General features: G+C 33.1%; 14 protein-coding genes. 13 read left to right on the forward strand and 1 reads right to left on the reverse strand.

Features of this window, described 5'->3' with window-relative positions:
* Positions 1-47 precede the first annotated feature (47 nt).
* The 12 genes from RG22_RS14865 to RG22_RS14920 all read left to right on the forward strand — a co-directional run bounded on the left by RG22_RS14865 (position 48) and on the right by RG22_RS14920 (position 16,051).
* Positions 48-1,391, forward strand: a complete 1,344-nt coding sequence (locus tag RG22_RS14865) for a sugar porter family MFS transporter (RefSeq protein ID WP_034044682.1) — start codon at positions 48-50, stop codon at positions 1,389-1,391.
* Between the two features lie 10 nt (positions 1,392-1,401).
* Positions 1,402-1,821, forward strand: coding sequence for an ureidoglycolate lyase (locus RG22_RS14870; RefSeq protein WP_034044684.1), 420 nt, complete (start codon positions 1,402-1,404; stop codon positions 1,819-1,821).
* A 4-nt stretch (positions 1,822-1,825) separates the two neighbouring features.
* Positions 1,826-2,518 carry an RraA family protein gene (locus RG22_RS14875; protein ID WP_034044686.1) on the forward strand — a complete coding sequence of 231 codons (693 nt, stop codon included), beginning with the start codon at positions 1,826-1,828 and terminating at the stop codon, positions 2,516-2,518.
* Between the two features lie 20 nt (positions 2,519-2,538).
* The gene (locus RG22_RS14880) at positions 2,539-3,342 is read left to right on the forward strand and encodes an SDR family NAD(P)-dependent oxidoreductase (protein WP_052143769.1); all 804 of its coding nucleotides are present in this window, start codon (positions 2,539-2,541) and stop codon (positions 3,340-3,342) included.
* Between the two features lie 12 nt (positions 3,343-3,354).
* Positions 3,355-4,401, forward strand: coding sequence for a lactonase family protein (locus RG22_RS14885; protein ID WP_034044688.1), 1,047 nt, complete (start codon positions 3,355-3,357; stop codon positions 4,399-4,401).
* 54 nt (positions 4,402-4,455) lie between these two features.
* A complete protein-coding gene (locus RG22_RS14890) occupies positions 4,456-5,529 on the forward strand; it encodes a mannonate dehydratase (protein WP_034044690.1) in 1,074 nt (357 codons plus the stop codon).
* A 316-nt stretch (positions 5,530-5,845) separates the two neighbouring features.
* The gene (locus tag RG22_RS14895) at positions 5,846-7,405 is read left to right on the forward strand and encodes a sodium:solute symporter family transporter (protein ID WP_034044693.1); all 1,560 of its coding nucleotides are present in this window, start codon (positions 5,846-5,848) and stop codon (positions 7,403-7,405) included.
* A gap of 23 nt (positions 7,406-7,428) precedes the next feature.
* The gene (locus tag RG22_RS14900; RefSeq protein WP_034046164.1) at positions 7,429-8,124 is read left to right on the forward strand and encodes an RraA family protein; all 696 of its coding nucleotides are present in this window, start codon (positions 7,429-7,431) and stop codon (positions 8,122-8,124) included.
* Positions 8,125-8,137: 13 nt separating this feature from the next.
* Positions 8,138-11,542: a glycoside hydrolase family 2 protein gene (locus RG22_RS14905; RefSeq protein ID WP_034044696.1), complete on the forward strand. Its 3,405-nt coding sequence runs from the start codon at positions 8,138-8,140 to the stop codon at positions 11,540-11,542.
* A 219-nt stretch (positions 11,543-11,761) separates the two neighbouring features.
* On the forward strand, positions 11,762-12,922 hold the full coding sequence (locus RG22_RS14910; protein WP_034044698.1) for a mandelate racemase/muconate lactonizing enzyme family protein: 1,161 nt from the start codon (positions 11,762-11,764) through the stop codon (positions 12,920-12,922).
* 15 nt (positions 12,923-12,937) lie between these two features.
* Positions 12,938-13,726 carry an SDR family NAD(P)-dependent oxidoreductase gene (locus RG22_RS14915; protein WP_034044700.1) on the forward strand — a complete coding sequence of 263 codons (789 nt, stop codon included), beginning with the start codon at positions 12,938-12,940 and terminating at the stop codon, positions 13,724-13,726.
* Between the two features lie 24 nt (positions 13,727-13,750).
* A complete protein-coding gene (locus tag RG22_RS14920; RefSeq protein ID WP_034044702.1) occupies positions 13,751-16,051 on the forward strand; it encodes a glycosyl hydrolase family 95 catalytic domain-containing protein in 2,301 nt (766 codons plus the stop codon).
* Positions 16,052-16,091: 40 nt separating this feature from the next.
* Here the strand turns inward: RG22_RS14920 and RG22_RS14925 are convergent, their stop codons facing one another.
* Complete coding sequence (locus RG22_RS14925) at positions 16,092-16,958, reverse strand: AraC family transcriptional regulator (RefSeq protein ID WP_034044704.1); 867 nt, start codon at positions 16,956-16,958, stop codon at positions 16,092-16,094.
* A gap of 309 nt (positions 16,959-17,267) precedes the next feature.
* On the opposite strand from RG22_RS14925, the gene RG22_RS14930 reads away from it, so the two are divergent.
* Entirely contained in the window at positions 17,268-20,288 is a 3,021-nt protein-coding gene (locus tag RG22_RS14930; RefSeq protein WP_081997743.1) for a SusC/RagA family TonB-linked outer membrane protein, read from the forward strand.
* Positions 20,289-20,303: the final 15 nt, after the last annotated feature.

Below are 20,303 nucleotides of genomic sequence, written 5' to 3' on the forward strand. Positions count from 1 at the left end.
TAAATGGATGCTACATATAACCTATAAAAAATAATAAATATAATCAGATGAAAAAAAGAATCTTTTTTTACACGTTTGTAGCTGCTTTAGGTGGATTGCTATTTGGGTATGATACTGCCGTTATTAATGGAGCACTTCCCTTTTTTACCGATCATTTTCAATTAACAGCATCAATGCAAGGTTGGGCAGTAAGTTCAGCGTTAATTGGTTGTATTGTAGGGGCGTTTTTTATTGGTCGATTAGGCGATAAGTATGGTAGACGAAGTATGCTTAGAGTCATGGCGTTATTCTTTTTAATTTCTGCCATTGGATCTGGTTTGGCAGATAGTTTAACAACGTTTGTAATTTATCGGTTGCTAGGTGGTATCGCTATTGGAGGTGCTTCAGTGCTTTCACCAATGTATATTACTGAAATTGCTCCTCCAAAATATAGAGGACGACTTACAATTACATTTCAACTTTCAATAGTTCTAGGGATTTTAGTAGCATTTTATGCAGATTATTTATTGTTAGATATAGGCGAAAACAACTGGCGTTGGATGTTTGCTTCAGAAGCAATTCCTGCACTATTATTTTTTGGATTGCTATTTTTTGTTGGTAGAAGCCCACGCTGGTTAATAACAAAGGGGAAATTAGCTGAAGCAAGAGAAGTTATTATAAGTGTAAACAACGATGATGATGTTGAAAGTACTTTTGAAGAAATAAAAGAATCTATTGATACCGATGTTGTAGAAAGTAGTAAAATATTACTTCAAAAGCCATATTTTAAATTGGTTATTATAGGTATTCTTATTGGTATGTTCAATCAGTTTACAGGGATAAATATTGTTATGTATTACGCAACCGATATTTTTAGAACCGCTGGGTTTTCAACAGAATCTGCTATTGGTCAAACGGTGTTAATAGGACTAACAAACTTGGTGTTTACACTAATTGCAATGCAATTGATAGATAAAATTGGGCGAAAAATTTTGTTACTTTTTGGATCCATTGGAATGGCACTATTTTTAGGAATCTTTTCATATTTCTTTTTAACAGGAACAATGAATTTTGTTTTGGTAGTATGTTTAATAGGTTTTGTTGCGTTCTTTGCTGCTTCACAAGGAGCCGTAATTTGGGTGTTATTTTCAGAAATGTTCCCAAATAATATCAGGTCAAGAGGTGTGGCTATTGGTACATTCTCGCATTGGTTTTTTAATGGTTTAACAGCGTTTTTATTCCCAATAATAGTTGGATTATTTACTGATGGAAAAGGAACAAGCTACGTTTTTGCTTTCTATGCAATAGCAACATTAGCTAGTTATTTCTTCTATAAAAAATATTTAATTGAAACCAAAGGAAAATCGTTAGAACAAATTGAAAAGGAAGTATTTAAAACGGAAGATAAATAGTTAAAAAAGAATGAGTTTAATTGAAACATATTCAATAATTGAAGAAGGTTATCACCCATTTTTAATACGAGAAGATTGGCAAGTTGCACAACTAAATTATATTGAAGATCAGCATATTAAAAATATTAATAAAATTGAAGTCCACCGTAATACAGATGAAGTTTTTGTTTTATTAAAAGGAAAATCATTTTTAATAACTGTTGATTTAATTAATGGAGAACCTACTTTTAAAGCTGATGTAATGAAACCTCATGTTACCTATAATATTCCTCAAAATGTATGGCATAATATTGTTATGGACAAAGGAAGTGAGGTATTAATTATTGAAAAGACAAATACGCATTTAAATGATGTTGAGTATTTGCATTTAACTGAAAAACAGAAAACTAATTTAAGAGCAACAATTGAAAAAATAACAAAAAAAATATAGAATTATGGCATTGTGGAAAAATGATAAAGAGCTATTTAGTATAGCGAAAAAAGAACTTTTTGTTGCTTTGGTAGGTGATGTTTTAGATAAAATGGGATATTTGCATCAGTTTCTTTCACCAAATATAAAACCTGTTAGAAATGATATGGTTGTTATAGGAAGAGCGATGCCGGTACTGGAAGCTGATGTTTTTGTTGAATCTGCTATTGAAACAAACAATCCTTTAATGAAAAAACCATTTGGGATTATGTTTGAAGCGCTAGATAGCTTAAAAGAAAATGAAGTGTATATCTGTTCTGGTTCTTCACCAAGATATGCTTTGTGGGGAGGGTTAATGAGTACAAGAGCTTTAAAGTTAAAAGCAGAAGGAGCTGTTGTTGATGGTTACTCAAGGGATACCAACGAAATAGAAAAATTAAATTTCCCTACGTTTTCGTTAGGAACTTATGCGCAAGATCAAGGCCCTAGAGGTAAAGTCATTGATTATCGCGTTCCTATTGAGTTCAATGGGATTCCTGTAAATCCGGGAGATGTCGTTTATGGCGATAGAGACGGGGTTTTAATAATTCCAAAAGGTGCCGTAGAAGAAGCTTTTACAGATGCTATAGAGAAAGCACGAGGTGAAAAATTAGTACAGAAAGCCCTAGAAGAAGGCATGAGTACAGTCGATGCTTTTAATAAATTTGGAATTATGTAATTTCAATTAAAAAAAATAGAATGAGTGGAATAAATTTAAAAGGAAAGAAAGCTTTAGTTACGGGTGGTTCTCAAGGGATTGGATCTCAAATTTGTAGAGAGTTGGCTTCACACGGAGCAGATATTTTTATTAACTATTTTACAAATAAAGAAAAAGCGGAAGTTTTAGCTTCAGAAATTAGAGAGACTTATAAAGTAAATGTATATGTTGGTGGTGCAAATGTTTCTAAATCAAATGAGGTTGAAGCTATGTTTCAACTAATGGATAAAGAGTTGAAAGGTATAGATATATTAATAAACAATGCAGGTTCAGAAAGTAATAGCCATATTTTAGATATGGATGAGGTTGAATGGGATCGTGTCAATAATATTAATTTAAAAGGCCCTTTTTTATGCGCACAACAAGCTGGCAGAAGAATGGAAAAGTCTGGTGGAGGCGTTATTATTAATATTTCATCTATTCACGATACCGTTCCAAGAAAAGGATTGGCACATTATTGTACAGCAAAAGGAGGTTTAAAAATGCTGACTAAGTGTTTGTCATTAGAACTTGCAGAAAGTAATATAAGAGTCATTTCTGTGGCTCCTGGAGCAATCGAAACAGAAATGAATCGTAAAGAAATTGCCAATTTTGGTGTCGAAAAATTTGAAGCGTGGATTCCACAGGGGCGAATAGGAAATGTAAAAGATGTGTCGCCTACTATTGCTTTTTTATGTTCAGATATGGCGAGTTATATAACGGGTATTGATATTTATATTGATGGAGGCTATATGCAATCAACCATACCTTACGATCCACGTCCACCTAGAAAAAACAACATTTAATTATTCAAAATAATGGCATTTTTAACTTTTTTTGCAGGCAGTTATACCCAAATGTTAATACCAGAAATTGTTGGTAAGGGAAGTGGGATTTATACCGTTCAGCTAAATAACGAAACAGGTGAGCTAAGTATTTTACACACACTAAAAACTGTGAATCCTAGTTATTTAGTGCTAAGTAAAGATCGAAAGTTTTTATACTGTAATACTGAAGTTGATGCAGCATTCAATCCAAAAGTTCAAGCGTATAAAATAAACGAAAGTTTTTCATTAGAATTTTTAAATGAACAGCCTATTCCGGGAGGATTTCCTTGTCATATAGAAAAATTTAAAAACCATATTTTGGTAGCTTGCTATCAAACAGGAAATATTATTCAGTACACATTAAATGAGTTGGGTAAACTTCAACCATACACTAAAAACCATCAGCATTTTGGTTCCAGTATAAATAAAGACCGTCAGGAAAGTCCACACGCACACCAAGTTGCTGTTCATCCAAACAAAAGTCAAGTTTTTGTTTGTGATTTGGGGATAGATATCATTAAAGCATATCATTTTAAAAAGGAAGTGTTTTTAGCAGATGAGCAAAATGATATTGCCATCACAAAAGGTGGAGGTCCTCGTCATATAGTATTTAATAAAAATGGAAAATATGCCTATGCTATAAACGAATTGTCGGGTGCTATTTCTGTTCTTAAAAATAGTGAAAACAGGTTTGAAGAAATAAATACGTATAACACACTGCCATCAACTTATAAAGGTCTTCCAAGTGCTTCAGCGATAAGAATCCACCCAAATCAAAAGTTTTTATATGCGGCAAACAGAACATTAGATGCTATAACCATTTTTAAAATAAATGAAGATAAATTAGAGGTTACAGATTATCATTATACAAATGGTAAAGAATTACGAGAATTTAATATAACACCAAACGGAAAATGGTTAATTGCTTGCCATCAAAATTCTGATGACACCATAGTTTATCAAATAAAATCAGATGGGAAGTTAACAGAAAGATATAGAACACAAGATTTAAAAACACCCGTTTGCGTTGTTTTTTAAGTTAAGGAAATACAAGTATTAGGAGAATAAAAAGTTTATAAATTTAAGAGTAATATGAAATTAGGGTTTGGATTATATAAGCATATGCTAAATGAAGCACATTATAAATTTTCAAAACAATGCGGTGCCACTCATTTAGTGATTCATTTGGTAGATTATTTCGGGCACGAAAAAAATAATAAAGAAAATGCAAATCAGCCAATAGGAGAAAATGAAGGATGGGGAAAAGCAGGCTCAGCAAATCAAATTTGGACTTTAGAAGAACTTTTAGCTATTAAAAAAGAAATTAATTCTTACGGATTAGAGTTAGAAGCCATTGAAAATTTTGATCCAGCACATTGGCACGATATTTTGTTAGATGGCCCTAAAAAAGAAGCGCAAATAGAAGATTTGAAGCAGTTAATTCGTAATGTAGGAAAAGCAGGAATCCCTGTTTTTGGATATAATTTTTCCTTAGCAGGAGTTGCAGCTCGCGATGTTGGTGAATATGCTAGAGGAGGTGCTGTTTCAGTAGGAATGAACGGTGGAAATGATACTCCAATTCCAAATGGAATGGTTTGGAATATGGTGTATGACGAAAATGCTCCCGAAGGAACAATTCCACGAATTAGTCACGACGAATTATGGAGTAGATTACAGTATTTTTTAAACGAATTAATTCCTGTTGCTGAAGAGGCAGGTGTAAAGTTAGCAGCACATCCAGATGACCCGCCAATGCCTTATGTTAGAAATACACCAAGGTTAGTATATCAGCCAGAGATGTATCAAAAATTAATTGATATGAAACCTAGCAATTCAAATAATTTAGAGTTTTGTTTAGGTTCTATAGCAGAAATGACAGAAGGTGATGTATACGAAGCCACAGATAGTTACAGCAAGCAAGAAAAAATCGCCTACATCCATTTTAGAAATATCGTTGGGAAAGTTCCAAACTATAAAGAAGTTTTTGTAGATGAAGGAGATATAGACATGATGAAAATTTTGAAGATATTAAAGAAAAATAATTTTGAAGGTGTTTTAATTCCGGACCATACACCTCAAATGACTTGTGATGGAGCTTGGTATGCAGGTATGGCATATGCCATGGGTTATATGAAAGGACTCATAAAAATGATTAACAATAATTAGATGTTAAAAAAAACTGAAAAAGTTTGATAAGCAATATGTTTATAAATACTTGGCGAGATTTTTTAACTTTCTCGATGTATATTCCATTTTAACCAATTCTGTTTTAGACTTATTGTATGTGTAGCTATTGTAACACACTTATAATACTATATTTAGACTGTGCATTATTTGTTTTGTTTTTTGCATTTTGATTAGTTTTGTGTTAATTTATTGCAAATATAGAGGAGGTTAAAGAAAATCTAAAACAATTGAGTATGTAGATAGTGCTGTATTTTTGATGTTTTATTCTAAATAATTTAATATTAGCATATCCATAATGAATCTTTCCACATTAGATGTAATTGTTTTCGTGTGTTATTTTTTACTAGTTCTTTCGGTCGGTATAGGAGTTACATTTTTTTTAAAAAGAAAACAATCATCAAAAGATTATTTTTTTGCAGGTAATTCATTGCCTTGGTGGGTTATAGGGTCTTCAGTTATAGCTGCAAATATTTCTGCAGAGCAATTCATTGGAATGACGGGGTCTGGTTATGCCATAGGCTTAGGAATTGCTACTTATGAATGGTTGGGAGCTATTGGTCTATTAATAGTTGCTAAATACTTTTTACCCATCTACTTAAAAAATGGCATTTACACTATGCCAGGGTTTTTAGAAAAACGTTACGATTCTAGATTAAGAATTAGTCTTGCTGTATTTTGGCTATTAGTATATTGGTTTGTTAATTTATCATCTGTCTTTTATTTAGGAGCTTTAGTTTTAGAAGACTTTTTAGGTTTGTCACTAATACAATGGATTTTAGTGTTGGCAGTTTTATCGGCAATATATGCTGTAATTGGAGGTTTAAAAGCCGTAGCCTATACAGATGTTATTCAGGTTATTTTCTTAGTTGCTGGAGGACTTTTAACAACGTTTTTCGTATTAAAGGCTATTAGTAATTCTAACGACATCTTTTTGGGCTTAAAAATGCTTTATGAAAAGGCACCAGAAAAATTTGATTTAATTCTTAGTGAGACCGATCCAAATTACAAGTACTTGCCAGGTATAGGTGTCATATTAGGAGGTCTTTGGGTTGCAAATATTGCATATTTTGGTTGTAACCAATACCTAATTCAACGTTCTCTTGCTGCTAAAAATATTAGAGAGGCACAAAAAGGAATGGCATTTGCAGCATTTTTAAAGCTTTTTATTCCACTAATTGTTGTGCTTCCAGGTATTGCTGCATTTGTTTTACAGGCAGATATTGCTAAACCAGACGAATCTTACCCTTGGTTATTAAACACCTTTATACCTTCAGGTTTTAAAGGGTTAGCATTTGCTGCTTTAATTGCTGCAATTGTGTCATCATTAAGCTCAATGGTAACGAGCGCTTCAACCATTTTTACTTTTGATATTTACAAACCAATTTTCAATAAAAATGTAAAAGATAGCAAGCTAGTTTTTGTAGGTAGAATTATGAGTGCCGTTTCATTAATTATAGCCGTTTTAGTAGCGCCATTATTATCTTCATTAGAGCAGGCCTTTCAATTTATTCAAAACTTTACAGGCATGGTAACACCAGGTATAGTTGTAGTGTTTTTGTTTGGTTTGTTTTGGAAAAAAGCCAGCTCTTTAGGAGCTTTATGGACAGTAATATTAACAATTCCTGTTTCATTATTACTAGATTTACTTATTACAGATTTACCTTTTTTAGATAGAATGGGACTTTCTTTTCTAATTTTATCTGTAGTATTAATTAGTGTTACCTTTTTATTTAAGAAAGATGGTAAAGACATTATAAAAACAAATAAAGGAATCTATAAAACAGATATGATATTTAATGTGGCCTCTATAATTATTTGCGCATTACTTGGTGTTTTATATTATACTTTTTGGTAAAAACTGACAGAATAAATTATGTTATGAAAAAATTTTGGAATAATGATGATGAACTTTTTGCTGCGGCAAAAAAAGAATTGTTTACAGCAGTTGTAGGTGATGCAATGGATAAAATGATGTTATTGCATCAATTTCTTCCGCCAAAAATACAACCATTAAAAGATGAAATGTTTCTTATTGGTCGTGCAATGCCTGTTTTAGAAGCAGATACTTTTGAAGAGCTTAGTCATGGCAGTAATAATCCTTTAATGTCAAAACCTTTTGGCTTAATGCTTGAAGCTTTAGATGATTTAAAAAAGAATGAAGTTTATATTTGTTCAGGCGCTTCCCCGAATTATGCTTTGGTGGGAGAATTAATGATGACTAGAGCAAAAATGTTAGGTGCTGCAGGCGCCGTAGCAAATGGGTACTCTAGAGATACTTTTGGAATGCTAGAATTAGATTTTCCAATATTCTCCTATGGCAATTATGCGCAAGATCAAGGCCCAAGAGGAAAAGTAATAGATTTTAGGGTACCGATTGAAATGGATGGTGTACGTATTAATCCTGGAGATATTATAGTTGGAGATGTAGATGGAGTTTGTGTAGTACCTCAAGAGCAAGAAGAAGAAGTATTTCTTAGAGCCTTTGAAAAAGCTAGGGGAGAAAAAACAGTGTTAAAGGCCATTCAAGAAGGAATGAGTGCAGTAGATGCTTGGAACAAGTATCAAATAATGTAAAAACAGGTTGATTATGAAAAATTTAAGTCTTAAAATAGTATTGTTGTTTTTTATAGCAACGTTTAGCGCTGTACAAGCCCAAACTGGTAATGAGGTTTCAGTTGCATATAACGATAGTGGTAATAATGACAATCAACCTTTCCTGGTTCTTGGTGAAAACTATACGTTCCCCGATGAAAAATTAGGTAATGAAGTTGATAGGTCCTGTAACTTTGGTTCTAAAATTATTTATGCTTTTGATAATATAGATATCAATGCAACATATTCATTAAGAGCCGTTTTTGTTTCAGATAAGGATAGAACAATTAACATTACAGCCGATGGTAATATAATAGGAGAACCAATAAAACTTAGCAAAGGCTCAAGAAAAGAAATTAATCTGCAACTGCCTGCAAAGTCCTATGCTTATAAACAATTAGTTCTTGTTTTTGAATTGGTTTCAGGAATCAGTGTTGTTATTTCAGAACTAGAAATATATTCTTCGAACAAAACTTCACTTACACCGTTTAGTGCTTCAAGGCAAAAAGAATTAATTAAATCAACTTCTTTTGAAATAAAAGAAAAGATTGAGGTTGAAAAGTTTTTACCTCAATATACGCCTAGACCAATAAAAGTTAATAAAGTGTATAATCCTATTTTGACGCTAAATGGTGATTGGAAATTTAATGAAAAACCTGAAGTAGATTTTCATAAAACAAACGCATCTAGCAAATGGAATACCATTAACGTACCTGGAGAATGGGCAATGCAAGGGTATAAAGTAGATTCAGCTGCATTTGCAGGATATGAGAGAAAATTCAATATCCCGACAGATTGGAAAGGTAAACGTGTTAAGCTTCGTTTTGATGGTGTTTCTAGTGAATGTACCGTTTGGATTAACGGTCAAGAAGTCGGTTCGCATATGGGAGGCATGACTGCTTTTGAATTTGACGTTACCAAATACCTAAGAGATGATACCAATAGCGTTTCTTTAAAAGTGCGAAATGAATCTTTAGCAGATATGTTAGGGAGTTTAACGCAATATGCGGCACATCAAATAGGTGGTATAACAAGAAAAGTAACTCTTTTTGCTGTGCCAGAAGTACACTTGTCTGATATAAGAATTGTTACAGATTTAGATGAAAACTATACAAATGCCATATTAAAATTAAAATTAGAGATCACCAATCTTGGAATAACAATCGCTAAAAATAAGTCTTTAAGATTTACACTTCCAGAAGAGAATTTGGTAAAAGAGTTTAACATTCAAAACATAAATGTTGGAGAAACAATCACTAAAATTATTGAAATACCTGTAGAAAATCCTAAAAAATGGACGAATGAAACTCCAAATATGTATGATTTTTATACTGATATTTTAGATGAAAATAATTTATCTGAAAGAGTTGCAAATAGAATAGGTTTTAGAGAGGTAGAATTACGAGGAAGTGAATTGTTAGTAAACGGTGTGTCGGTAAAATTAAGAGGCGTAAATAGACATGAAGTGCACCCGCTTACAGGAAGAGTTCTTAATCAAGAAACTTGGGAAAAAGATATAGAATTATATAATAAAGCAAACTGTAATTACATACGTACATCACATTACCCACCCGGAGAAGAGTTTATAGCACTTTGTAATGAAAAAGGGATGTTTGTTGAGGTAGAAGCACCTATTTGTTGGATAGGACATCACGCTAACAAAAATTGGCTAGAGCTAGATTATAAGGATGAAAAGTATTTCCCATATATGTTACAGGCCAATATGGAAACCATTCAGTTTTATAGAAATCATCCATCAATTATCTTTTGGTCAGCTGCTAATGAGTCTTATTGGAACTATAATTTTGCAAAGCTTATGAAGTATGTTGATGCTGCAGATACCACAAGACCAAATGCTTTTCATGATCAAGGGTACGGAGGGTTTAATAATCAAGGTAGTACGGCTAGTATAGCAAATATTCATTATCCAGGACCTAATGGTTATAAAAAAGCAGCAGACTTTAACAAACCTTTAATCTATGGTGAATATTGCCATTTAAACGTTTATAACCGTAGAGAGCTTATTACAGACCCAGGCGTTCGTAATGATTGGGCAATGGCATTGGCGCCAACTTGGGAAAACATGTATTATACAAAAGGTATTTTAGGTGGTGCTATATGGTCTGGAGTCGATGATATTTTTCAAATGCCTAACGGAGATGCCGTTGGTTATGGCCCTTGGGGTCCAATTGATGGATGGAGAAGAGAAAAACCAGAATATTGGCACGTTAAAAAAGTATATAGCCCAATACGAGTTTTAACAAAGCAGCTAGATGTTCAAAACACATTTAAAGTAGAAATAGAGAACAGGTACTCTTTTATTAACTTAAAATCGGCTAAAGTTGTTTGGTCATACGGTGAAGAAGAAGGTGTGGTTTTTCCGGACATTGAGCCTGGTCAAACTGGGTTTACGAAAATTAGTGTTCAAAATCTTCTTGAAAATGAAAAACTGAATATAAAAGTATACGACCCTAGAGGTTTTTTAACTGATGAATTTGTGATTCCTGTGGGAGAGCAAACCTATAGCGAGGTAGTAAAACAAAAAGCTTCAGTAAAAACTAAGTTTAATGTTACTAAATCTGAAATTACCATTAAAGGAACTGGTTTTGAATGTGTAGTTAGTAAGGTAACAGGGCAAATAATCTCACTTAAAAAGAACAATAGCTTAGTTTTAAATGGTGGACCTTGGTTAATGGCATTGCCTTTAGATGGCGAAGGTTGCGAACCAGATCATGATGCCAATATACCTCCATTTAATGACTTAGCTGCAAACTGGAAAGCCACATCAGTCCAAGCCCAAAAAGAAGGAAGTGACATTAAAGTATCAGTAAAGGGAGCTTACAATGAATTTATTGGAGATTATACTTTAATGATTAATGCTAATGGCGAATTAACAATAGACTATTCATTTACAAGTAAAATTGATGTAAATCCAAGACAATGGGGAATGGTGTTTAACGCGCCAAAGAGCTACAACACGCTATTCTGGAATAGAGAAGGCAGATGGACGTCTTACCCTTCAAAACATATAGGGAGAACTTTTGGTGAAGCACCGATATTTTATGAAGGTGTACCCGATAAAATAAATCCTAGAGAAGAGCCTTTATGGCATTGGAGCATGGATTTTAATAAGTTAGGAAGTAATGATTTTAGGTCTACTAGAAGAAATTTTAATTATGCAGGATTAAAAAATAATAACGGTCAACAAGTAATGGCTATATCAAGTGATGCTACACAGCATTGGCGTTCATGGCTTAATGGTGATGATGTGCAATTTTTAGTTGCTAAATTTGTTACTGCGGGTAATGAGCTGTTTTTAGGAAGTTATTATGAACCAACCAGAGTTCCATTAAAAGTAGGAGATATCATATCTGATGAGATTAAAATTCAGATAAAATGAATTATCTTTCGCGAGCACATTAATATCATTAAACATTTAGAAAATCTAAATTCTAGATCATGACGAAGTAAAGTTGAATTATTAATGGCTGACTATGATAGTCATTTGGGGAAACAATTTTAATATCTCAGGCCAAAAGTTAAGGGTAAAACAAACAAGAAGAAATGATGTTGTTTTTGGAAGAGTAACATTAAATCATTAACCATAAAATAAATAATAGTGAAAATAACCGATGTAAAAGTTTGGCTCGTTGAGGGTGTTAAGTATAATTGGACCTTTTTAAAGATATATACAGATGAAGGTTTAACTGGAGTTGGAGAAGCTACTAATTGGCCAGGGAGCCAAATAGTAGAAGCAGCAGCGAAAGAACTTGGTCAAAGAATTATTGGATTAGATCCAATGAAAATTGATTTTATTTGGACAAAGTTGTATCGAGATATGAACTGGGTAGGGCCTTATGGTGCGAGCATGTGTGCTATTTCTGGTATAGATATGGCGCTGCTCGATTTAAAAGGAAAAAAATTAGGAGTTCCAGCCTATGATCTATTGGGCGGATCATACAGAACCAAAATTCAACTCTACGCCAACTATTGGTTTACAAATGGAGGTCATAATGTTGAAGATTACGCAAAACAAGCCGTTGAGGTAAAAAATGCTGGCTTTACTGGTTTAAAGTTTGACCCGTTTGCCCACACTAATTACTTTTATGGAGAAGATTTAGACACTAACCTATCTCTAACAAAATCACAACAAAATAGAGCATTCGAAGTCAGTAAATCGGTAAGAGAGGCTGTTGGCGAAGACATGGACATTATGATTGAAACCCATGCCATGCTTAATTTTAAGGTAGCAGTTACCATGGCAAAGCGTCTTGCGGAATTAGATATTACTTGGTACGAAGAACCTGCTGGACCAGAAAACCCAAATACTTTAAGAGCCCTTAGAGAACGAATAGATCCAAGCGTATCTATTTGTGTTGGTGAAAGACATTATACAAGACATGGGATAAGACCTATTTTAGAAAAACAAATTTGTGATGTGATTATGCCAGATATTACACGTTGCGGCGGACCATCAGAAATGAAAAGAATGGCAACCATGGCAGAAGCCTATAACGTGCTTGTAGCACCACACAATCCAAATGGGCCTTTATCAACATTAGCATCAGCTCATGTATGCGCTTCTATCCCTAATTTTTTTAGGCAAGAATTTATTTTTAAAGACGTACCTTGGAGAGATACAGTAATTGATCATCCTTTGGATATTCAAAACGGACAATTAATTTTAAGTAAAAGACCAGGATTAGGAGTTGATTTAATTGAAGAAGAAATGGAGAAACATTCAGGGATAAGAGAACATAGAGAAGGCTTTTATATTTAATTAAATAACAGAATTATGCTAGCTATCAATTTAAAAGGAAAAACAGCTCTTGTTACAGGAGTTAGTAGTGGAGTAGGGCTTGGTATAGCAAAAATATTGGCAAGAGCTGGCTGTAATATTTCTGGGTGTGGAACATCTGCTGAAAATTCAGAAGGTGTAGTTACTTTTTTTAAAACAATAAAAGAAGAAGGGACACAAGCTTTGTACACAAAATTAGATATAACTTCTAAGTTGGATCAAGAACTTTTAGTAAACAAAACAATAGCAGCTTTTGAAAAAATTGATATTCTCGTATCCAATGCAGGAGTGAATGTTTTTGAAGGAGCAGAACGTTGTTCTGAAAAACAATGGGACTTTAACATGGACCTAAATTTAAAAGCACATTGGGGGTTAAGTAGGTTATGTAAACCTTATTTAGAATTAAACGGTACTGGTGTTATTGTTTTAATGACTTCAAATCATTCTAATTATACTATACCGGGGTGTTTTCCTTACAATGTTGCTAAAACCGCTATAAAAGGACTAGTGCAATCACTTGCTATAGAATGGGGGCCAAAAATTAGAACCGTAGGAATTGCACCAGGGTTTATTGAAACGCCTGGTAACCAAAAATGGTTTGATAGCTTTCCAGACGCTGAAGCCGAAAGGCAAAAAACAATTGATTTACACCCGGTAAAAAAACTGGGAACAACAGAAGAAGTTGGACAATTTTGTGCATTTTTAGCTTCAGATTTGGCAACTTTTATTACTGGAACTACCTACTTAATAGATGGAGGTAGATCTGCACTCATGCAAGATACTTGATAATAAATACTTAGATATATTCTTATGAAAAGTAATGCGCTTATACTCATTTTATTTATAGCTGTTACAAGCTGTGATTTTTGGAATAAAGAGATTCCTGAAACAACTAATAAGTTAACTACTCAATCCTTAACCTTTAATAAGTTGCCAAAGTCTTGGGACGAGGCAATACCTTTAGGCAATGCGACCATTGGTGCATTGGTATGGAAAAAAAATAACAAACTACGGTTTTCATTAGATCGAGCCGATTTATGGGATTTGCGTCCTATGGAAAATTTAGAATTTGATAAGTGGAATTTTGAATGGGTTAAAACACAATGGGAAAATAATACGTATAAAAATGTACAAGACAAATTTGATGCGCCTTATGACAATTCACCAGCACCATCTAAAATTCCCGCTGCTGCATTAGAGTTTGACATTGAAGCTCTGGGAGAAGTTAAAAGTGTAGAACTAACATTAAAAGATGCATTATGTACTGTGACTTGGAAGAATGGTACAATTCTTAAAACTTTTGTGCACGCTACCAAACCCATAGGTTGGTATGAATTTTCTAATTTAAAATCAGATATAAATCCTAACATTATTGCGCCAGATTATGCCCTAAAGAAAGACTCTGGAGTAGAAAGTCCAGTTACAGGACAAGATTTACGTAGATTAGGTTATCCCAAAGGAGAAGTTTTAGAAAGTGATAATGAAATAACTTACAATCAAAATGGATGGAAAGACTTTAAGTATCAAGTGCATACTGAATGGAAAAAAACTGAGAATAAAATAACAGGAAGCTGGAGTATAAGTTCAGAGAAAAACAAAGATGACAAACAAACAGCTGCGAAAGAATTGGTTTCAGTTGCAACAAAATCAGGTATGGCAAATCAAATGAATTCCCACGAATCTTGGTGGCAGAATTATTGGGAAAAATCATCAGTAACCCTGCCAGATTCCATTTTGCAACGTCAATGGTACTTAGAGATGTACAAATTTGGTGCAGCAGCACGACAAGGGGCACCTCCAATTTCATTACAAAGTGTATGGACTGCAGATAATGGCAAGCTACCACCTTGGAAAGGAGATTACCACCACGATTTAAATACACAGTTAAGCTATTGGCCAGCATATGCTGGAAACCATTTAGATTTAGAACAAGGTTTTTTAGATTGGTTAAACGCTTATAAACCAGTATTTAAAAAATATACTAAGGAATTTTATGATGCTGATGGTATGAATATGCCAGGGGTTACAACCCTTACCGGAGAGCCTATGGGCGGATGGATTCAATATTCTTTTGGACCCACAGTTAGTGCTTGGATTGGTCAGCATTATTATTTGCATTGGAGGTATTCTTTGGATAAAATATTTCTAGAAGAACAAGCTTACCCATGGATAAAAGATGTTGCAGTGTTTTTAGATGAGATTTCGGTGCATGACGAACATAAAAAAAGACGATTACCATTAAGCTCAAGCCCAGAAATAAATGATAATTCAAGAGAAGCTTGGTTTCATGAAATTACTAATTATGATTTAGCGTTAATTCGTTTTACTTTTAGTAAAGCTTCAGAACTTGCTTTGGTTCTCGGTAAAAACGAAGAAGCAGATAAATGGAAAACTATTTTAAGCGAATGGCCAGAATATGCAGTTGATGATACAGGGTTAATGTTTTCTAATAAATTACCGTACAAGGAGTCTCACCGCCATTTTTCTCATTTAATGGCTATACACCCATTAGGTCTTATAGATGTTTCCAATGGTGCTCAAGATCAAGAAATCATTTCGAAAACTATAGAGAACCTTGATAAAGTGGGGTCTGGCTCTTGGGTAGGTTATTCATTTAGTTGGCTGGGGAATTTAAAAGCGCGCGCATTAGATGGGGAAGGTGCCGCTAAGGCCCTTACGGATTTTGCAACATCTTTTTGTTCAACGAATTCTTTCCATGTAAATGGGGATCAGTCAGGAACTGGAAAATCAAATTTCACGTATAGGCCTTTTACCTTAGAAGGGAATTTTGCTTTTGCTTCGGGCATACACGAAATGCTAATTCAAAGCCATACAGGTATCATTAATCTATTTCCTGCAATACCAAATTCATGGGAAACGGTTTCCTTTGAAAATTTAAGAACAGAAGGTGCTTTTCTTATTTCCGTAAAGATGGAAAATAGCAAAGTGAAAGAAGTGAGAATAATTTCAGAAAAAGGAGGGATGTTGAGATTAAAAAATCCTTTTGGTAAAGACAAGTTTACATTAAATGCCAAATTTATAATTCAAGATAATGTTATAGTTATCTCAACTATAGATGGTCAAAAAATTGATTTAATTTTGGAGCATTAAAATGATATAAGAAGCTTTAAGTTTATTCATATAGTTAATTCTATAACTTTTTTGCGTTAGTATAAAATTCAGAAGGTGATACTTTTTTGATAAGACGAAATTGTTTGTTAAAATGAGAAGGGCTATTATATCCACTTAAATAGGCAGCTTCTGTTATGCTATATTTTTCTTCATGGATTAATTTGCAAGCATAACCTATTCTAATTTCATTTAAAAAAGAAGTAAAAGTTTTATTGGTTTTATTTTTAAAATACCTACAAAAAGCAGTCTTGTTCATAGAAGCTTGTTTGGCTGCATCATCTAATGTTATTGGATCTGAAAAATTATCCATTACAAACTCAAAGACACGATTTATTTTTAAATCACTTTTAAATATAGTTTCTTTATATAATGGAGATGCCAATAACTTATATTCATTTGATTTTGATGCAATATGTAAAATTTCTAAAAATAATAAAAGGCGCTCCATACCATTAAGAGATAATAATTTTTTTATTTTTTTTATTAATATTTTTGAAGTTTTATTTATAAAACATATACCCATTTCAGCATTAATAAAGAGCTCTTTTAGTTTTTTTGATTCAGCCAAACTTAAAAAATCAGATCCTAGAAAGCTTGGTGAAAATTGTATTATTATTGAAACACACTTTGTTTTAACTTTATCAATATCCTGTGGAGGATTACTTCTCCATACATGAGGGAGTTTAGATCCTACCAAAATAACATCTCCTTTCGAAAAATTTTCAATAGAATCACCAATATAGCGTTCTCCTTCACCATTCAATATCACTACAAGTTCCAACATTTCATGAAAGTGCCAATTGTCATAAAAATGTGTTCGTTCATCTTTTCTGATATGGAAGGCTTGTTCAATTGATGAATTGATTTTTCTAAAATTTGCTTTCATAGAGGTTAAAAATTAATTTAAGCAAATATAGAGAATGTATTTGATAATAATAAGGAAGTAATACATCAATCCTTGCTATAATTTTGAAAAAGTATTATAAACATTTTATTAATACAGATATAATATCCTATTAAAAGAAGTTGTGATCTCTTTTCTTTATTGAATTAGTATCGAGAGCCTATATAACTATTATAGATAGTGATTCCATGTAGCAATAATATAAAAAGAATTATTTAAAAAACACTTAAAATAAATTTATGATACTAATTAATCAACGAACTAATTAAATAACTAAATATTAACTAAAGTATGAAAACAAATTTACTTAAATTTTTTACTTTGTTAGCTATATTCTCTGTTAGCTTGGGGTATTCCCAGAGTAAGAGTATTAGCGGCAAAGTCGTGTCTTCAGAAGGGCAATTGCCAATACCTGGAGTGAATGTGGTGATCAAAGGCACGCAGAATGGTACCACAACAGATTTTGACGGAAACTTTAACTTGTCAAATGTTTTGTCTAGTGAAATTTTAGTATTCAGTTACATTGGACTGAAAACACTAGAGGTTGAAGTAAATAATCAAACATCTTTTTCTATTTCTATGGAAGAAGATACATCTCAATTAGATGAAATAGTTATTGTAGGTTATGGTACTCAAAAGAAAGAAAATCTAACAGGTTCTATTTCAACAGTTAAACTGGATGAAGCTCAGAACAGACCTATTGCTAATTCTACTCAAGCTTTGGCGGGTAAGGCTGCGGGCGTTACTGTAACGCAAAATTCTGCAAACCCTGGAGAAGATGGAGCAACAATAAGAATTAGGGGAATAGGTACCTTGGGGAATAATAATCCATTAGTACTTATTGATGGTATAAGAGGGAGTCTTGGAAATGTTAATGTGGCAGACATTGAAACGATAACTGTTTTAAAAGATGCTGCTTCTGCTGCTATTTATGGAGCTAGAGCAGCAAATGGTGTGATATTAGTTACAACTAAAACTGGTAAATCGGGTAAAATGACAGTTAATTATAACGGTTATACTGGGATTCAAAAACCTACAAGATTAACAGAATATGTTACTAATTCTGTACAATTCATGGAGTTGCTTAATCAAGCTAAATTTAATGAAGATCCTACTTCTACACCTGAATTTTCTGATGCTGAAATTAATGAATTTAGAAACGGTACGGATCCTTACTTGTATCCAAACACAGATTGGCAAGATTTAATGTACAGAGATGCCAAAATCACAACTCATAACTTAAGTGTAAGAGGAGGTAATGAAAATACAACATATTCTTTTTCATTAGGGCATACAGACCAAGAGGGAATTGTATTAGGCACTAGCACTAAACAGTATACAGCGCGATTAAACTTAGACACTAAAGTGTCTGATAGATTTAATTATTCTATAAAACTATCTGGAAGGCATGACGATGTTAATCAGCCTATTGCTGGAGCTAGTACAGTAATTGGCTGGATTGAAAGAGCTAATCCAATGCAAAGCCCTCGTACGGAAGATGGAAACTATGCGTTTCCTTGGATTGGGTTCCCCAATGCTACACATGCACTTGCTGGAGCTTTGGAGGGAAAAAACCATAATGCATGGGATAACTTATTGGTTAATTTATCTGGAGAGTATGAATTGATTGAAGATTTAAAAGTAAAAAGCTCAATTGGTATAAATACATATCATAATCTACATAAGGTTTTTAGACCTCAAATAGACCTCGTTAATCCTAAAACTTTAACAGTTTCAAATTTGGGTGTAGCAGGAAATCCACTATCAGCTTGGAATGGTTATAATACAGGAAGAACTATAACATTTTTAACAACTTTAAATTATAACAAAACTATTGCTGAAAAGCACAATTTTGGTTTACTTGGAGGTTTTAGTCAAGAAACTACAAAAGCGAATCATCTATCCGCATTAAAAAATGGATTGCCAAGTAATGCACTACAAGAAATTGATGCTGGAGCTGATGACCCTGCAGCTTCTGGATATAGTATTGATTATGGACTTCAATCTTTTTTCGGGAGACTTACTTATGATTTTAATAGTAAATATCTTTTTGAAGCTAATGTAAGATATGATGGTTCTTCAAATTTTGGGCCAGGTAATAAGTGGGGTGTTTTTCCTTCTTTTTCAGCAGGTTGGAATATTTCAAATGAAGATTTCATGACTAATGTTGATTTTATTGACAATTTAAAAATAAGAGCTTCATGGGGACAATTAGGTAATCAAGCTATTGCTCCCAATCAATATAGTTCGATTTATAACTTAGGACGTATTTATTCTTATGGAGGCAGCTTAGTTGGTGGTGCTGCACAAACTAGCCTGCCAAATCCTGATGTAACTTGGGAAACTTCAACGCAAACTGATATTGGGTTAGACATATCATTGTTTAACGGTAAGCTTGATATAGTTGCAGACTATTATTTAAAAGATACTGAAGATATATTAAGAAGCATAAACATTTCTAGTGTAGTTGGAGGCTTATCTCCCCCAACAGTAAATTTAGCTTCTGTTAGAAATAAAGGGTTTGAGTTTTTGGCTGATTATAATAATACTATTGGTGATTTTGAGTATGGTATTAGTGCAAATTTCACTACTATCGATAATGAAGTTACAAAACTACCAACTCCACAAATAGGAGGTATTTCTAGACTTGTTGAAGGTAGTTCTATAAACGAGTTTTATACTATTAGAATGTTAGGCATCTTCCAAAATCAGGCAGAAATTGATGCTCATGGAGCTCAACCTACTGCACAGCCAGGAGATATAAAGTTTGAAGATTTTGATAATAGTGGTGATATTGGTGATGGAGATAGACAAGCTATGGGCAGATCTATACCAAAATTTACGTACGGTTTTAATCTAACTGCTGCTTACAATGGATTTGATTTTTCTATGCTTTGGCAAGGTGTTGAAGGCATAAATGCCATAACAGAAGAAGAGCAAAAACCTTTTTTTAATAGTGCAGGGATTCCAAAATTTTGGGTAGATAATGCTTGGACACCACAGAACCCTAATAATAGTTATCCAAGATTAGTTAGAGCAAGTAATTATGTGAATAATATCTGGAGAAATTCTTCATTCTTAATTCAGGATGCATCCTTTTTAAGATTAAAAAACATTCAATTAGGATATTCTTTACCTAGTAAGGTATTAGATAAAATAAAAATAGCTAAACTAAGAGTTTATGTTAATGCTACTAACCCGATAACAATCACTAAATATAGAGGATTAGATCCTGAAAAAAATCCTTTTGGGGGTAGAGGGTCTTATTCTAATGTTCAAGTATATTCTTTAGGTGTTAACCTTTCACTATAATTAAAAAAAATTGTG

Origin of the sequence: Wocania ichthyoenteri Th78 (assembly GCF_000789235.1) — a bacterium.
Taxonomy (GTDB): domain Bacteria; phylum Bacteroidota; class Bacteroidia; order Flavobacteriales; family Flavobacteriaceae; genus Wocania_A; species Wocania_A ichthyoenteri.

Bases quoted from the DNA above. Each gene is read 5' to 3' on its own strand.
- RG22_RS14865 (WP_034044682.1), top strand. From the start codon at position 48: ATGAAAAAAAGAATCTTTTTTTACACGTTTGTAGCTGCTTTAGGTGGA.
- RG22_RS14870 (WP_034044684.1), top strand. From the start codon at position 1,402: ATGAGTTTAATTGAAACATATTCAATAATTGAAGAAGGTTATCACCCA.
- RG22_RS14875 (WP_034044686.1), top strand. From the start codon at position 1,826: ATGGCATTGTGGAAAAATGATAAAGAGCTATTTAGTATAGCGAAAAAA.
- RG22_RS14880 (WP_052143769.1), top strand. From the start codon at position 2,539: ATGAGTGGAATAAATTTAAAAGGAAAGAAAGCTTTAGTTACGGGTGGT.
- RG22_RS14885 (WP_034044688.1), top strand. From the start codon at position 3,355: ATGGCATTTTTAACTTTTTTTGCAGGCAGTTATACCCAAATGTTAATA.
- RG22_RS14890 (WP_034044690.1), top strand. From the start codon at position 4,456: ATGAAATTAGGGTTTGGATTATATAAGCATATGCTAAATGAAGCACAT.
- RG22_RS14895 (WP_034044693.1), top strand. From the start codon at position 5,846: ATGAATCTTTCCACATTAGATGTAATTGTTTTCGTGTGTTATTTTTTA.
- RG22_RS14900 (WP_034046164.1), top strand. From the start codon at position 7,429: ATGAAAAAATTTTGGAATAATGATGATGAACTTTTTGCTGCGGCAAAA.
- RG22_RS14905 (WP_034044696.1), top strand. From the start codon at position 8,138: ATGAAAAATTTAAGTCTTAAAATAGTATTGTTGTTTTTTATAGCAACG.
- RG22_RS14915 (WP_034044700.1), top strand. From the start codon at position 12,938: ATGCTAGCTATCAATTTAAAAGGAAAAACAGCTCTTGTTACAGGAGTT.
- RG22_RS14920 (WP_034044702.1), top strand. From the start codon at position 13,751: ATGAAAAGTAATGCGCTTATACTCATTTTATTTATAGCTGTTACAAGC.
- RG22_RS14925 (WP_034044704.1), bottom strand. From the start codon at position 16,958: ATGAAAGCAAATTTTAGAAAAATCAATTCATCAATTGAACAAGCCTTC.
- RG22_RS14930 (WP_081997743.1), top strand. From the start codon at position 17,268: ATGAAAACAAATTTACTTAAATTTTTTACTTTGTTAGCTATATTCTCT.